We start from the raw sequence: 16,190 nt of genomic DNA, 5'->3' as shown, positions 1-16,190 counted from the left end.
TGGACGCTCCCGTGACTCAGTGCGTGGGTGCAGCCAGCGGCGCACCGGGCGATTTCCCGTCGCTCGCGGCGACCAGCGCGCCGTCGTTCAGGCGCTCCATGCCTTCGACCACGATCTTCTGCCCGGACGTGAGACCCGATTGAATGCGGTAATGACGTCCGCTCAGCTCGCCGAGCTCGACGGGCCTTGGCCGCGCGTGGCTCGTCGCGTCGATCACCCAGACCTGCGGCTTGCCCGCGACGCGTACGACCGCCTGCTGCGGAACAAGCAGCGTGCGCGCGTAGTTCGCGCGCGGAATCCGGGCCCGTACATACATTCCCGGAAGAAGCTGCCGCTTCGGGTTGTCGACCAGCACGCGCAACAGCACATCGCCGGTCCCGGAATCGACGTTGACGCCCGAAAAGAGCACGCGGCCTTTCACGTCGTACGGTGTGTCGTCGTCGCGCAGAACTTTCACCGGAAGGCCACCGCCGCCGCCTTGTTGTTGCGTCGACAGCATGTTGCGCAGCGATTCGAGCGATGCCGCCGGCTGGCGCACATCCACATAGACCTGATCGATCTGCTGGATGCGCGCCATGGGTTGGCTGTCGCTACTGGCGACCAGCGCTCCCTCGGTCATCAGCGCCTGATCGATGCGGCCCGAGATCGGCGCCTCGACCGTCGCGAACTTCAGATCGAGCTGCCGGCGCGCGAGCGTGGCGCTTGCCTGAGCCACGTCTGCGACGGCCTGGTCGCGCTGCGAGACGGCGTCGTCGTAGACCTGGCGGCTGATGGCGTCGGCTTCGACGAGCGGCTGCAGGCGTGCCGTTTGCACCTTCGCGCGCGCAAGCGCGGCCTTGGCGCGTTGCAGCGCCGCCGCGGCCGTGTCCCTGTCAGCCTTGAACGGCGCAGGGTTGATCTGAAACAGCGGCTGGCCGGCACGCACCTCGGTGCCTTGCTCGAACAGCCGGCGCATCACGATACCGCTGACCTGCGGCCGTATCTCAGCGACGCGCATTGCCGCGACCCGACCCGGCAAATCTTCCGTGAGTCTGAGCGAAGCGTGCACCACGGTCGCCGACGCCACGGGAATCGCGGGGGAGGCGCCCAGCTGTTCGGCTTGCCCGCAGCCCGCAAGCATTGCCTCCAGCAGCAGCACGCACAAACTGCCACCCAGAGACCATCTTTCAAGTTTCATAAGAACTCCATCAGACGCAGGCAGTCGCCCGCTTGAACGGCAAGAAGTCTGCGTTCGAACGATGGGGTTTCCTTCGCGATTTGATGGAGAAACGATGAAGACGCAGTCATCTTCAAAGTGCTCGTCCGGCTTCACAGTTTCTCCATCAGTTCTCCAACGTTGCTTATCGATCCATCTTCAACATTGCCCTCTCGAGCAAATTTTTCGAGGGATCGGTCGCATGAACCGCAGTTTAAGCATCATCCACAGCGAATCGTCGAAGGGGTGGGGAGGGCAGGAAATGCGCACTCTCAGGGAAATGATCGGCATGCGCGACACCGGCCACCGTGTTGAACTGATTTGCCCGCGTGACGCGTCGATCGGAATGCACGGTGCTGCCGCCGGATTCGCCGTGCATCATTCGGAGATGAGGACGGGTGGCGATGTCGCCTCCGCAATCGATATTGCATGCATGTTGCGGCGTCGAGCTTGCGACGTGCTCAACACGCACAGTGGCCACGACAGCCTGGTCGCAGGCTTTGCCGCCCGCCTGGCCGGTACGCCGCTGGTTGTACGGACGCGTCACCTTGCGTTGCCCATCACTTCGCTTGCGACCTACAACTGGCTCCCTCACCGCGTGATCGCGGTGAGTCACCACGTTCGGAAGTATTTGATCGGCGCCGGAGTCGGCGCGGACCGGGTCGAAACCATCTATGACGGTATTGAGAAACTCGCTGAGGGCGGGAAGTCGACACTGCGCACGGAGCTGGGGCTCCGGGACGATGATGTCGTCGCTTGCATGGTCGCCATCATGCGGGAAGGGAAGGGTCACGAAGACCTCATTGCGGCCGTCGTCCCGCTACTGGAGTCGCGTGAGAAATTCCATGTCGTGCTGGCCGGAGACGGCCCGATGTTCGCAGAAATAAAGCGCATGGTCTTGAACCGCGGCCTCGAGCATCGGATTCACCTGTTGGGATTCCGCAGCGACGTTCCAAACATCATGGCCGGATGCGATTTCTTCGTGCTTCCGACGCATCAGGAGGCGCTCGGCCAAGCCTTCATCGAGGCGATGTCGCTGGGCCTTCCGGTCATCGGAACGGACGTGGGAGGGGTGCCCGAGCTGATCAGCGACGAAGTGAACGGTCTGCTGGTTCCTCCGCGCGATCCCGTCGCTTTGGCAGAAGCGCTCGTACGGCTCATCGACAACGCATCGCTTCGACACGAACTGAGTCATGCAGGTCGATTCATTTTGTCGAAAGGCTTCAGCGTGACGAACATGGTGTACGACACAATGTGCTTCTATCGACGCTCGCTCCAAGAAAGAGGCTATCACGCATGAAGCCGCACCATGCGCGAGCGGTACCTGTGTTGATGTATCACCACGTCAGCAATTCACCGGGCATGCTCACTGTCACCGTTGAGCACTTTACGCAGCAGATCGCCTACCTTCGTCGTGCGGGCTACCAGACGCTCGATGGCGACGGCCTGGCGGCATTTCTTTGCGGCGAGCAGGTTCCTGCCAAGTCGGTGGTCATCACGTTTGACGATGGCTATCTGGACAACTGGGTTTTCGCGCATCCGATCCTGCAGCGTTGGGGATTCAAGGCACTTTGCTTCCTGGTCACGAGTTGGCCCGGCGATGGACCCGTTCGTCCGACTTCAGTCGACGCATCGGCCGGTTCGCCCCGCGTACTCTCTCACGAGGACTCGCAGATCGCCATCCAGAATGGAAAGGCCGATGACGCCATCATGCGCTGGTCCGAAATCGAAGCGATGAGACGTGCAGGAACTTTCGAATTTCATAGCCATACGCACACGCACAGGCGTTGGGATCATCTAACGACTTCGCGCACGGCGAAGCGGGCTTGTCTGAAAGAAGATTTGCGAGCGGGACGAAATGAACTCTTGGCGCGGCTGGGAACTGAGTCGCGTCATCTTTGCTGGCCAGAAGGCTTTTACGATCGCGATTATCGGGAGATCGCGCTGAATGAGGGCTTCAATTTACTTTATACATGTCATCGGGGTACTAATACGCAATCGAAACGGGATAACAAGGATGCCGAGCGGACTATCGCGCGGTTGGCCGTGCGCGACCGCCCCGCATCATGGCTGGCAACCCGACTCTGGGTACATGGTCGACCGTTGTTGAGCCGGGCGTACTTGAGTTTAAGGTTGTAATTAAGCGATGCTGGTCGTAATCGCATGAAGGCCGACAGGTCAAGCAGCATTTTGATTCAAATGGAAGCGCTGAGCTAATGCGACTGACAACGGATAGATTGCTTAGACGCACTAGAGACCGCTGCCGGCTGTGGGAGAGGCACGGCTCCGGTCGCCGAACCATTGGCCTACGATCGACCTCCATACCTAGTCGCTCGTGGCCTCCGATTCGATCGGGAGGGCGGCGACGGTTAGTTCGCTGAACGCGCAACTTCGGGGTCGACTTGATTCTCATGCAAATTCCGGGTTAGCGCGGTCCAGCTCTGACAAGGCTTCGTCTTCTGGCACTAAAATAATCCGTTTATAAATCAGACCCCTGCTGTCTACCACAAAATGCGTTGCGAGGACGTCTCCGATCACGGAGACGCATGGGCGAGAGGGCATACTAACGGGTCGGGCCTGAATATTCGTTTTGCGTCGTACGGGCACTTATGCGGCGAAGGACAGTACGGCTGAGTGTTTGAGTAAAGCGAGAAGGACGAGGGCGCAATAAAACCGCAGCTTTCTGAGGATCATGCGTAGGTTGTGGCCGGCACCGCACAGCACCGCGTGAATCGCGTCGCCGAGGGTGCCTTTGAGCCAGTTCCGATCGAGTTTTCCCTCCGCCTTCATGTGGCCGATGGCGGGCTCGATCGCACTGCCCCTTCGGATCATCGCTCGCATGCCGCGCGTAATACCGCGCCTCAATCCCGGGTGATAGATCTTTACGCCGTCGACAGCCACTCCCTTGTAGCCACGATCAACGATGGCGACTTCCGGCTTCACGTCGCTCAGGATCAATGCCTGCTCCAATGCCTCGGCCAGCGTGTGGCCGTCGTAGGGATTTCCGGCCATCGCGACACCGGCTTCACCCAGACGCTTCCTCCAACGCGTGAGGCTCGACGGGTCGATCGGCGGCTCAGTCTGCAGATACGTCTCGCCCGTGATGACCTGCCAATATGGGTTCTCCACCCATTGCCACACGATCTCTTCGTGGGACAGGTCAAACGCATGTTGAAGATACAACTAAAAATGCAGGAATCAAGCGTTAATATGCCTTCTTCCTGCAATTCGCTCAACATGGTTTGGGGTGCAACGCCTTATCGCGTAAGGCTCTGAGAATTGTTCAGGGTCGACTAACGAAGCGCGCTGATTGCCGGCACACGTAGAAGCACCTCGAACCAAGCTTGGAGGGAGGCCGCTCGTATAGCCCGCGGGAGACACGAAGCTTCCACGTAAATTGATGTCCTGCATATTTGTGACCGCGGCACTTGTGAGTCGATCCGGTGCGGGCGATTTCATTCCGGAGGCGTGTAGTGGCCCGAGCGCATGCCACGTATGTCGCGTTCCACGCCACCAGCAAATTCGCAAACATTGTCAGAGTAGAAGAACTTGACTGCCAGCGAATCTTGTCGCCGCGTCGACGGGGCGGATGGCCTTCGCCATCGACCGGCTTTTGTGATTACGATTCTCAGTTATCGACAGGTGCGAAGAATCTAGCCGCCTCAGCCGCCCTAGAGCCTCCGCGTCTCGTGCGGCAAACCTCCCAACCCTTCCATCGATACCCAAATATACGTTTGCAAACGCTTGCTGCTTCAACGATCCGACCAACTGCACTTTTCCACATATACTATGTAGTATGATATTCAGTCGATAAGCTTCTGCCCAAGATTTTAATAGATAGCCCGATGAATTGGGGATTAACACGAAGGACGCCGCGAAAGAACGGAGACATATGAAGAACAAGAATTTTTTCAATATCTATCAATCCCGCGTGGTGGATAATCCCGTTAAACACGAGTATTTGAAGGAAGTATTCATCGCGGCGATCGAAGATGGATTTTGGAAAGACGGAGACAAACTGCCAACGGAGCAGGAGATGTCTCAGATGGTCCCCTTTAGTCTTGGCACCATTCAGAAGGCTGTAGGCTCACTAGTCAATGAGGGTTATGTCGAGAGGAAGAGAGCGCTGGGAACTTTCGTCATCCCTCGGGAAAAACGGCTGGGCGAGCCATGGATCTACCAAGTCCTCTCGTCGGACGGGACAAGATTCATTCCGATGACGAGTACGGTAATACGTCGGGTACAAATCGAATCCGATGACAGCTGGGCGCGCTGGCTATGCGGCGCTGGCGACGATCGCAATATCATTCGCCTTGATCGGAAAATCGATGCGGAAGATCACTCATTCATAAGTCATTACTTCGCGGACGCAACCCGCTTTCCTTATTTCGCCGAGATACCGCTGGACGATCTCGAGAGCGAAAATTTCGTGAGGTTAACTAAAACAGTCTACAAAGTTTCCGCGACAAAAATCGTACACACGGTCAAGGCCGACATTCTCCCCAAGACCGTGTCGGATGCGCTGCAACTTCCAAGCAGGACGTATGGAGCCCACATAGAGATAATGGGTAGCAGTTCTCGCGGGGAGCCGGTTTTTTATCAGCGGTTGTATCTTCCGTCGGGTGGCCCACGTTTGTACCTTTGAAGAAAAACGACCGGAAGTGACGTAACTAGCTTCCGTCGCGACCGTTACCGGGTTGAATCGGGGCTGCGTCGGGCATGTTTTTCCTCCATTAGTGGCGTTGGCGATGCTGTATGGAATAGTAGAACGGCTGAGGTGCGCTTGCCCGCGACCCGCTTCACCGAACCGTGTCGCCAACCGTGACACACTGTAGGATTAAAGTTAACCTTACTGTCACTGCTTTTTTCAGGTGCCGTATGAGGATTGGAGAACTGGCAAAGCTCAGCGGGTTGACGGCCTCGCGCATCCGCTTTTACGAGAGCGCCGGATTGATCTCCGCGGTCGAGCGCAAGGCGAATGGTTATCGCGATTACCCTCCTGAGACGGTGTCGATGCTGGAAATCATCGCTAGCGCGCAGGGTGCGGGATTTTCGCTCGATCAGATCCGCCATCTGCTGCCGAACGGCTCGGGCAACTGGCAACATGATGAATTGCTCGAAGCCCTGAGGCGGAAGGTTGCAGAGATCGAGGACATGCAAAAGCGCCTCAAAGAAAATAGGGCGCATCTGCTCGCGGCGATAAAGAGCATAGAAAATCGGCCACTGGATTTGACGTGTTCTGACAGGAAGAAATGGGTGTTAGAGCGCCTGCGCGAAGACGGCGTTGTACCAGCGCCGGGCAAGTCTCGTCCTTCCACCGCAAAATGACGGCCCGTAGCGGAAAACTGTTCCAAAATAGTTTGTAAATTTCTTAAGGCGCTTACTTCGCGCAGATGCCTTCAGCACTTGCTTCGCCAGCACCGCCTAGAGGAAGGGCCGAGCACGCGCTGCGATATGCATATCTAGACGCTTGACCTTCAAGTTGAGTTCAACCTTAAAGTGATGGCTGCCGGGCGCTTTGGCGGAATGTCTCGGGCACAAGATGCCAGGTTACTCATTGAGAAAGGTCAACGAATGGATAGGCGACATACACTGGTCGAATTCGGGCCGCAGCAGGTCGAAGTGCCCGCAGGGGGATATTATGACCGCTTCCGAATGAACCCCGACCTTGATGAGGTCGCCCGGGACCCTGCCGCGGGGAACATCGATTTTTTCCGGCGGATTCCAAAGCAACTGGTTGCTTCGCGTGTGGGTCCGACCTGGGCCCCCAATTTCTACTATCGCGCAAGCAGTATCCAGGTGCTGTTCCTCGCACCTATGCCCCGGCTTAGGTCGATGCTACCGACGCCCCTCGAGCCACTGCGTGCGTTCCCAGGCTACGGGCTCTTAGCGCTGACTTTCTTTTCGTATGCCGTTTGCGATAACGACCCGTACGACGAAGTTTCCATCGCGATCGTGATCCGTCGTCCCGGCGCGCATGGACCCCATATGCTGGAGCTACTCAACTCCATGCGACGACGAAATTTCTTCGCGCACGTGTTGGCATTGCCCGTTACCACGGAAATCGCACGCGTACGCGGCCTGTACGGGTACCAGTTGCCCAAGTGGCGCACCGCAATCGAAGTGAACATCGACGCCGACGTACGGGCTCAAATAGCCGGCCCGGGCGGCACGCCAGACCTTACCCTGAGCGCGCCGCTTCCGGCCTTGCGCAATGTCGTGCCTCAGTCGCATATGGCAATGACGACTACGATCAACATGATTGATGGGCAATGGCATCAGACGGCGGTCCAGACCAACATGTTGTCGTTCGCTCAACGACTTCTTCCGCGGGACATACAGCTATTGCGAAGCGGCGGCCCCTTGACCCAGTTGCTGAAGGGTTTGGGTGCCTCGAGAATCCTTCGTCTGGACGTGGTCAAGGACGCGCAAATGGTGTTGAATCTGCCAACACCGTTGAAGACGTTCGATTGTCCAGGAAATTGAACGTAATCGTATGAATTCTAGCTCCTCGAGAAGCAGCCCCGCAAGGAAGCATCCATGAGCACTCCAGACTATGACGTGGTCGTATTTGGAGCCACCAGCTTTGTAGGCCACATCTTGGCGCGATATCTTGCCGAATACTTCTCGGGCCAGGTCGAAACGCTTAGTTGGGCCATCGCGGGCCGATCCGCAGCGAGGCTCAACGATGTCAAGCGCTCGCTGGGCGGGGTGGGGCAGTCTCTGCCCATCATTGTGGCGGACGCCGCGAATGAGAGCCAGTTGCGCGCTATGTGCGCGCAGACCCGGGTGATCGTATCGACCGTCGGCCCATATGCGCATTATGGTGAACTGCTGATCAAGGTTTGCGTAGAAAGCGGCATTGACTACTGCGATCTCACTGGCGAGACCCAGTGGATCAAACGAATGATCGAAAAATATGAGTCCAGGGCTCAAGAGTCGGGGGCACGCATCGTGCATTGCTGTGGCTTCGATTCGGTGCCCTCCGACATGGGGGTCTGGTTCCTGCAGCGACAAGCAATGCAAGAATTCGGTGCACCGGCAACCCAAGTCAAGATGCGGGTCAAGACACTCAAGGGCGGGGCATCAGGCGGCACAGTCGCCAGTCTGATCAACGTCGTCAAGGAGGCGGCTGCCAACCCGTCCTTACGAAAGGAACTCGCCAATCCCTACGCGCTCTGCCCCAAAGGACATGGTTTTCAGACGCGCCAACACAATGTCAAGTCCGCGGAGTTTGATTCCGCTTTCGGGTCATGGGTCGCCCCCTTCGTGATGGCGGCCATCAACGAGCGTGTGGTGCATCGCTCCAATGCCCTCTCTGGCAACGCCTATGGCGGCCGGTTTACCTATGACGAAGCCATATTGACCGGCACAGGCCTGAAGGGTCGCCTGAGTGCGCTGGTCACCGTGGCCGGGCTGGGAGCGTTCATGGCGGCCATCGTCACCGGCCCGGTTCGCAGCATGATGCAACGCTTCCTCCTGCCGCAACCCGGCGAAGGCCCAAGCCCTGAGGCACAGTTGGCAGGCCGTTACGACTTACGGTTTTTCGGGCGCACGGATGACGGCCAGGCGTTGCGCATCAAAGTGACTGGGGATCGCGATCCGGGCTATGGCTCAACCGGCAAGATGCTGGGTCAGGCGGCCATCAGTCTTGCGAGGGACCTCGTCAAGGACGGCGCCAAGGTTGGGCGTGCGGGCGGCTTCTGGACACCGGCCACGGTATTCGACGAGCGCTTCATCGAGCGTCTGAGGCGCCATGCAGGCTTACTTTTCGAGCGGATCTGATACCCCATGTAGTTGGGACTCGACTCGGCGTGGAAATGCAATTGAAGGCCAGCTTCGGTGAGGGTAAGGAGTATCCAAATCGTGAAGATCGGTGAATTGGCAGCACGCACGGGCATTGCTGCGTCGCGCATTCGCTTCTATGAGGGCATAGGGCTGTTAGAGGTTCAACGCCAGTCGAACGGCTACCGGATTTATCCGCCCGAGGCGGTGCTCATGCTCGACCTGATCGGGGCGGCGCAACAGGCCGGCTTCAGTCTCGACGAGATTCGCATGTTGCTACCGCCCGATTTGACGCAATGGAAGCACGGCACGCTGGTCGAAGCGCTGCGTAGCAAGGTGCGGGACATTGAGGCGATGGAGGTACGGCTCGCGAAAAGCAAGCAACACCTCGTTACGCTTCTGGACGAAATCGAGGCGAAGCCTGAGGAAATCGACTGCGCTACCAACGCAAAGAGGCTGTTGTCCCGGATGCAGTCGGGGGAATTGAAACGCGCGACAGCCACGGACGACACCACGAAACGTCACAGGACGAGCCGGCGCCGGTCGGTCAAAGTCCGTTAGCGGTGCAGGCGATAGGCGATCATGCCATCGTAGATGCCCTCTCGACCCTACTGGATGCGCCGCTGGCCAGAGACTCTTCATCAACCGATCCAAATCTCGAAACGCCTTGACATTCAGCTTTACTTTAACGATATGGTTTCCTCTGCAGCTTCCGGTGGCAGATTGAAAGGGAAATACAACTTGACCAAGCGCGTACTTCACGTTGTCAGCAACGTCGCCAACTATGCGGACCGGGCTGAGCCGACTGGCCTCTGGCTATCCGAGCTGACCCATGCCTGGCATGTCTTCGCTGAAAAAGGCTACGATCAACGTCTCGTGAGCCCGAAGGGCGGCGTCTCGCCCCTGGAGCCTCGCTCGCTCAAATGGCCGCTAGCCGATGCTTCGGTGAAGGAGTGGCTGAACGATAAGGATCGCCAGACGCTTCTGGCGACGACTGCGCGCCCCGACCAGATCAATCCGGCGGTGTTTGATGCGATCTATTTCACCGGCGGACACGCCGTCATGTGGGACTTTCCCGATGATGCGAACTTGCATCGGGTCACACGGGAGATCTACGAGCGCGGCGGCGTAGTCTCGTCCGTCTGCCACGGCTACTGCGGCTTGCTCAACGTGAAGCTCTCCGACGGCAAGCTTCTCGTGGCCGAGCGGCGAATCACCGGCTACTCATGGGTGGAGGAAGTGCTCGCAGGCGTCGCAAGCAAAGTCCCCTACAACGCCGAGGAGGAGATGATGCGGCGCGGCGCGCTCTACGAAAAGGCCCTGCTGCCGTTCGTCTCGAAGGTCGTCACAGATGGGCGGCTAGTGACCGGTCAGAACCCGCAGTCCGCCAGGGCAACAGCGGAGCAAGTTGCGGCATTGTTATGACGGCCGGCAAGCGGCCGACGCTACATATCCATTGCACAGCCTGCCATCCACGATGATCAAATTGACGGCATTTACGTTTAGATGCTCTCCGTGAGGTACACGATGACCATCCCCGCAGAGCCCATTCACGGCATCGACGCGGCCGATTTGCTAGGAGTTCAGCGCAGCGCCTTCCTCAAAGAGGGGCCGCCAGATCTCGCTCAGCGCAAGGCGCGGCTCGCCCGGCTGCGCGCGGTAGTCCTTAGGTATCGCAGCGAGGTGAAAGAGGCGATTAGCGCCGATTTCGGGCATCGCTCATATCACGAGACGGACATCATGGAACTGGTCGGCGTGGTCCAGTCGATCGACTACTTGACGCAAAATCTGCGCCGGTTCATGAAGCGCGAACGGCGGCACGTCGAGATCTTCTACCAGTCCGGCCGGGCGTGGGTCGAATACCAGCCGAAGGGCGTGGTCGGGGTGATGGCGCCGTGGAACTACCCGTTTTCATTGACGTTCATTCCCCTTGCGACAGCGCTCGCGGCCGGCAACCGCGTGATGCTCAAGCCATCGGAGCTGACGCCGCGCACCAGCGAGGTCATCCGGCGGATGCTCGCTGAAATCTTCTCAGCGGACGAAGTGGCCGTCGTGCTGGGCGGGCCGGAAGTCGGCGCTGCGTTCAGCAGCTTGCCGTTCGACCATCTGGTGTTTACGGGCAGCACGCAGGTCGGCCGCAAGGTCATGAAGGCGGCCAGCGACAATCTGGTGCCGGTTACGCTCGAGCTGGGTGGCAAGAGCCCGGCCATCGTTGCACGCGGCCACGTCGACGAGCGAACCATGGGCAGCATCGTCTTCGGCAAGCTCTCGAACAGCGGTCAGACCTGCGTCGCGCCTGACTATGCGCTCGTCCACGAAGACGACCTTGAGACCTTCGTCACGCAGTTCAATGCAACGGTGGCCCGATGCTATCCGGAGGGGCCCACTAGCAAAGACTACACCTCGATCGTCAGCGACAGACATTACGAGCGCCTTGTCGGCCTCGTCGCAGATGCCAGGCGCCAAGGTGCACGATTGGTCGAAGCGGGCGTCAGGCCGGAGAGTGCCACAGCGCGAGTGCGCACACTTGCACCGACGTTGGTTATCGGGGCCAGCGATGCAAGCGCCATCATGCAGGAGGAGATTTTCGGCCCGATCTTGCCGGTACGCACTTATCAAAGCATGAACGAGGTCATCGACTACGTGAACGCCCGCCCGCGTCCACTCGTTCTCTACTATTTTGGCAACGAGGACCAGGCGTGTGAGACGCTGCTCAAGCGGACGACCTCTGGCAACACCGGCATCAACAACACGCTCCTGCACGTGGCCCAGGATGAACTGCCTTTCGGCGGAGTTGGGCCAAGTGGGATGGGGGCCTATCATGGCATCGAGGGCTTTCGCGCGATGAGCCACGCCAAAGGGGTCTTTGTTCAGGGCCGGTGGAATTTTCCAACCCTGCTGCGTGCGCCGTTCGGAAAGCTTGTAGATCTTGCTTTGGCGGTGGTTCTTCGACGGGCGAAGCGACCACCCCCTCATTGAACGCAGTACCGAAACTCTGACGGCTCTCGATATGGACAATCGCAGGTGGGAATAGCATAGCGAATCGATTCCAACAGTAGGATCAAGCCGTCAATGCTTTCCTTCTTGAGCCCCGTGCCGTGCGGTCTTCAGCGCTGACCTGCGTTCTCGGGTTGTGTATTCCGGCTTGAGGTCGTGCCGTCGCCCCGTGAGAGCATGAGAGTCAGGCTAGACGAGTTACTTGCCGCTCAAGTGGGACGACGGCACGTGTCCATTCCAACCTACCGCTCAGCAGCACCGCGCAGCCTTGCGCGGAATTCGGCATCCAATGCTGACGAAACGGGGCACTCGCCTTCCGGGTACGGCGCCCGCTTCAGATTGGAACCCTTGGATCGGCCTCCCACGACGTTGACGGAACGGCATGTCTGGCATCAATGAGCCAGTTCGACGGGAGAGCGGCGAGTGCCAAGCCCGCTGCCGGCCTTCAGACGCATTAGGTGAGAGCGGTGGATCCGCGTAAGTCTGGTTCGGCTATATACACTATAGTAAATACCAAGCGGCCATTGAAATCCGCCTCCTGTTCGATGAGACTCGCCGACCATCTCAGAACCTTAAATTAGCGCTTAGACCTCGTTACTTCCCACTACACCAGCGCTTACAACGGACGAATCTCATAGGGAAAACACCATCGAGTCTTTTTTCAGACGTCCTGTTACTATGCAGTAAGTGAAACTGATCGGAGGTAGAATGGACAGGCAGGGTAAGAAGATCGGCATCGTCGACACAACACTGCGCGATGCTCATCAGTGTCTCTGGGCGACACGGATGAGAACGGCACATATGCTTCCCGTTGCGGAAGCTATGGACAACGCAGGGTTCGCACAGATTGACCTCGTAGCACCAATTCAATTCGACGTCTGTGTTCGCTACCTCAAGGAGGATCCTTGGGAGCGTGTGCGGCTAATGCGTAGTAAGGTACAGAAAACGCCACTTCGGTTTCTCGTGCGAAGCAAGAACTTGATGACATTCGACATGCTGCCGGATGACATCCTCGAGCTCTGGGTCGAGCGCGCGGTAGCAAACGGCTTTCGTATCGTCGGCTCGTTTGATGGGCTCAACGATGTGGAAAACATCTTGGCAACGACAAGGGTCGCTAGACGACTCGGTGTGGAGACGTTTGCCGCCCTGTCTTATTCGCTTAGCCCGGTTCATACCGACGAGCTGTATGTCAGAACCGCTCGGGAGTTGGTAAAAAGCAAATCAGTCGACGGAATCATGCTTAAGGACGCGGCCGGTCTTTTGACCGTAGATCGTATCCGTACGCTCGTGCCTGCAATCAAGCAGGTCATCGGCAATTTGCCGCTCGAGATCCACAGCCATTGCTTGACCGGCTTGGCTCCTCTCGTCTACCTCGAGGCCGTTAAATGTGGTGCGGATCTTCTTCATACTTCGATCGCACCGATGGCAAACGGAGCGGCTCAACCCGCGACGCAAAGCACCGCAAGGAATCTGCGCCTGATGGGATATGACGTCCCACTCGACGACCTGACGGTCGACATGGTCGGGGAACATTTCCAACGTATCGCCGAGGCAGAGGGCAAGCCTGTTGGAGAGGTGCTGGAATACGATGTGTTTCACTACCAGCACCAGATGCCGGGTGGCATGTTAAGTAACTTCAAGTCACAGTTGGCCGACGCGGGTCTTTCTGATCGATACGATCAACTGCTTGAAGAGGTGGCGAGAGTTCGCGAGGAACTCGGCTATCCAATCATGATCACGCCGTTCGCCCAATTGGTCGGCACGCAGGCTGTGCTGAATGTCGTCCATGGCGAGAGATATCGCGTTGTGCCGAATGAAATCAAGAAGTACGCGCTGGGTTACTACGGCAAGCTTCTCGCCCCTGTCGCACCCGACATGCTCGATCGCATTGTGGAGAACGGGTCTAAACAGATCGCGCTGAAGCCTACTCCGCCCGAACCGGCCGTGGCTGCGCTACGCAAAAAATATCCGAACGCGTCGGATGACGAGAGACTCTTGCGGTACATGTTCGCTGGCTCCCAGGTAGACGAAATGCTTCGCGAGAAGGGCGATATGACTCGTGAATACCAGCACGATCACTCCATCGTGGCGTTGCTCAAAAACCTCTCGCAGCGCCCCAAAATCGGCCGTGTCCATATTTCTCGCGGTGAGTTTCAACTGGATATCTCCGGCAATTGAGAGCCGAGACTGTTTAACTGGGAGTTTTTCATGAGCATCAAGCAGCTTACGTACGAAGACGTCCGAGAGATCATTAAGCTAGTCGAGGAGGCAGACAAATTCAGCGAGTTTCGCCTCCGGTATGACGACATTGAAATTTCACTGAGCAAGAACTCACGCCCAGCGGACATTTCAACTCAAATACAAACATCGATCTCGAAGCCGGATTCGTCTGCAAAGCCGGCAGACCTGCCGGAAAGCGTCCGGAGCGATTCCGTGCGGAATGTCGAGGTGCCTGCGGGATCGAAACCGGTCGTTCAGGAGGGGTGGCCTGAACATTTCGTCACAGTTCGCGCGCCGATGGTCGGCACGTTCTATTGCGCCCCGGAACCCGGCGCGGAACCGTTTGTGTCCGTCGGAGATACGATCGCCGCTCAAGACACGGTTTGCATCATCGAGGTGATGAAATTGATGAACGCACTCGCTGCCGAATCCGGAGGCGTTGTCAAAAAGATTTTGGTATCGGATGGTGAAACAGTTGAGTACGGCCAACCGCTGATTGTGATCGATCCGGCAAGCCGATAGGGGAGAACATGGGTATCAAGATTAAGCGCCTCCTCGTTGCCAACCGTGGCGAGATCGCTGTCCGCATCATTCGAGCGTGCCGCGAATTGGGTATTGAAACGGTTCAGGTTTTCTCGGAAGCAGATAGGAACTCCCTGGCCGCGAAGATGGCTGATCGCGCCGTGTGCATCGGCGGTCCGAAGCCTCAGGACAGCTATCTGCAACCGCGGCGTATCCTGGCCGCCGCCTCAGCCCTCAACGTCGATGCGATCCACCCGGGCTACGGATTCCTTTCGGAGAATGCCGACTTTGCGGACCTCGTCGAAGCGGAAGGCTTCATTTTCGTCGGGCCGACAGGCGCCTCCATTCGTTCGATGGGCGATAAGGCAATGGCACGTAAGCTCGCCGAGGAGGCTGGAGTACCAACGACGCCTGGCTCCAAGGGCGTAGTTACCGACGCCGCAGCGGCTGCGGAAATCGCCGAGACCATCGGTTACCCCATTTTACTGAAAGCATCCGCCGGCGGCGGCGGTCGGGGAATGCGGGTGGTTCAAGATCGCTCAAGCATCGAAAAGGCGTTTCTTGAGGCATCACGCGAAGCTACCATTGCGTTCGGAAACGGGGCGATGTACTTGGAGAAGTTCTTAACCGATATCCGACATATCGAAATTCAGGTGCTCGGTGATGGAAAGAATGTCCTGCATCTCGGTGAGCGGGATTGTTCGACTCAACGTCGGAACCAGAAACTCATCGAGGAAAGTCCATCTCCTGTCCTCTCCGCCACCCTGCGGGCGAGGATCGGGGAGGCAGCCGTTCGCCTCTGCAAGCACGTCCACTATCGGAGCGCCGGGACAATCGAGTGCATTTTGGATCCAGCATCAGAAAGCTTCTATTTCATGGAGATGAATACGCGGATACAGGTCGAGCATCCGGTTACCGAAATGGTTTCGGGCATCGATCTCGTGAAGGCGCAGATTCGTATCGCCTCCGGTGAGGAAATCGAAGTGCTGCAGTCGGAGGTTCGTTTGAATGGTCACGCAATCGAATGTCGTATCAATGCGGAGGATCCCGCGCAGGATTTCCAGCCCAAGCCGGGACGGGTCCAGCGCTATTCACCGCCAGGCGGAATCGGCGTTAGGATGGACAGCCATCTGTTCTCAGGATATGTAGTGCCACCTTATTACGACTCCCTCCTCGGAAAGATCATCTGTTGGGGCGAGACGCGAGAAGAAGCCATCTCGAGAATGAAGCGCGCATTGCATGAACTGGAAATCGATGGCGTTCATACGACTCGAGACTTCCACCTTGACCTGATTGGCAGCAAGGACTTTGCTGAGGCGAAAATTCATACTCGGTACATTCAGGATACCTACTTGCCAGCTAAATCGAATAAAGGTTGAAGATGACCTCGCTCGATCGATGTTGTCCGACTTGGTGCAATAGATGTAATCCATTCGCATAACGAACGAGAAACGAAAGGCGCGGCCCGCTC

13 protein-coding genes and 1 pseudogene are annotated in these 16,190 nt (G+C 57.8%); 12 read left to right on the top strand and 2 right to left on the bottom strand.

All coding sequences use genetic code 11. From position 1 onward, the window contains the following. Positions 1–16 precede the first annotated feature (16 nt). Positions 17–1,177 (bottom strand): efflux RND transporter periplasmic adaptor subunit, encoded by a 1,161-nt coding sequence (locus NK8_RS34295; RefSeq protein ID WP_213234003.1) that lies wholly within the window; start codon positions 1,175–1,177, stop codon positions 17–19. Positions 1,178–1,397: 220 nt separating this feature from the next. Here NK8_RS34295 and NK8_RS34290 point away from each other — a divergent pair, with 220 nt between their 5' ends. Both NK8_RS34290 and NK8_RS34285 read left to right on the top strand, forming a co-directional pair. Then, on the top strand, positions 1,398–2,495 hold the full coding sequence (locus tag NK8_RS34290) for a glycosyltransferase family 4 protein (protein WP_213233871.1): 1,098 nt from the start codon (positions 1,398–1,400) through the stop codon (positions 2,493–2,495). Then, entirely contained in the window at positions 2,492–3,334 is an 843-nt protein-coding gene (locus NK8_RS34285; RefSeq protein ID WP_213233869.1) for a polysaccharide deacetylase family protein, read from the top strand. The genes NK8_RS34290 and NK8_RS34285 overlap by 4 nt, the downstream gene beginning before the upstream one ends. A 468-nt stretch (positions 3,335–3,802) precedes the next feature. Here the strand turns inward: NK8_RS34285 and NK8_RS34280 are convergent. After that, positions 3,803–4,378 (bottom strand): annotated as a pseudogene (locus tag NK8_RS34280) (transposase); the annotation flags it as partial. A gap of 709 nt (positions 4,379–5,087) precedes the next feature. On the opposite strand from NK8_RS34280, the gene NK8_RS34275 reads away from it, so the two are divergent. The 10 genes from NK8_RS34275 (at position 5,088) to accC (ending at position 16,098) form a co-directional block, all read left to right on the top strand. Next, positions 5,088–5,840, top strand: a complete 753-nt coding sequence (locus NK8_RS34275) for a GntR family transcriptional regulator (RefSeq protein ID WP_162071069.1) — start codon at positions 5,088–5,090, stop codon at positions 5,838–5,840. 233 nt (positions 5,841–6,073) lie between these two features. Next, a complete protein-coding gene (locus NK8_RS34270; protein ID WP_162071070.1) occupies positions 6,074–6,523 on the top strand; it encodes a MerR family transcriptional regulator in 450 nt (149 codons plus the stop codon). A 246-nt stretch (positions 6,524–6,769) separates the two neighbouring features. Beyond that, a complete protein-coding gene (locus NK8_RS34265) occupies positions 6,770–7,681 on the top strand; it encodes an acetoacetate decarboxylase (protein ID WP_162071071.1) in 912 nt (303 codons plus the stop codon). 54 nt (positions 7,682–7,735) lie between these two features. Then, a complete protein-coding gene (locus tag NK8_RS34260) occupies positions 7,736–8,980 on the top strand; it encodes a trans-acting enoyl reductase family protein (RefSeq protein WP_213233868.1) in 1,245 nt (414 codons plus the stop codon). An 81-nt stretch (positions 8,981–9,061) separates the two neighbouring features. Continuing rightward, positions 9,062–9,541 (top strand): MerR family transcriptional regulator, encoded by a 480-nt coding sequence (locus NK8_RS34255; protein WP_162071073.1) that lies wholly within the window; start codon positions 9,062–9,064, stop codon positions 9,539–9,541. A 180-nt stretch (positions 9,542–9,721) separates the two neighbouring features. Next, complete coding sequence (locus tag NK8_RS34250) at positions 9,722–10,405, top strand: type 1 glutamine amidotransferase domain-containing protein (protein WP_162071074.1); 684 nt, start codon at positions 9,722–9,724, stop codon at positions 10,403–10,405. Positions 10,406–10,507: 102 nt separating this feature from the next. Continuing rightward, positions 10,508–11,959, top strand: a complete 1,452-nt coding sequence (locus tag NK8_RS34245; protein WP_213233867.1) for a coniferyl aldehyde dehydrogenase — start codon at positions 10,508–10,510, stop codon at positions 11,957–11,959. Positions 11,960–12,685: 726 nt separating this feature from the next. Further along, positions 12,686–14,155 carry a pyruvate carboxylase subunit B gene (locus NK8_RS34240; protein WP_213233866.1) on the top strand — a complete coding sequence of 490 codons (1,470 nt, stop codon included), beginning with the start codon at positions 12,686–12,688 and terminating at the stop codon, positions 14,153–14,155. A 30-nt stretch (positions 14,156–14,185) separates the two neighbouring features. Next, entirely contained in the window at positions 14,186–14,719 is a 534-nt protein-coding gene (accB, locus tag NK8_RS34235) for an acetyl-CoA carboxylase biotin carboxyl carrier protein (protein ID WP_162071077.1), read from the top strand. A gap of 8 nt (positions 14,720–14,727) precedes the next feature. After that, positions 14,728–16,098 carry an acetyl-CoA carboxylase biotin carboxylase subunit gene (gene accC, locus NK8_RS34230; protein WP_162071078.1) on the top strand — a complete coding sequence of 457 codons (1,371 nt, stop codon included), beginning with the start codon at positions 14,728–14,730 and terminating at the stop codon, positions 16,096–16,098. Positions 16,099–16,190: the final 92 nt, after the last annotated feature.

It is taken from the genome of Caballeronia sp. NK8 (assembly GCF_018408855.1).
Lineage (GTDB): Bacteria > Pseudomonadota > Gammaproteobacteria > Burkholderiales > Burkholderiaceae > Caballeronia.
This window is presented reverse-complemented; position numbering and strand designations above follow the sequence as displayed.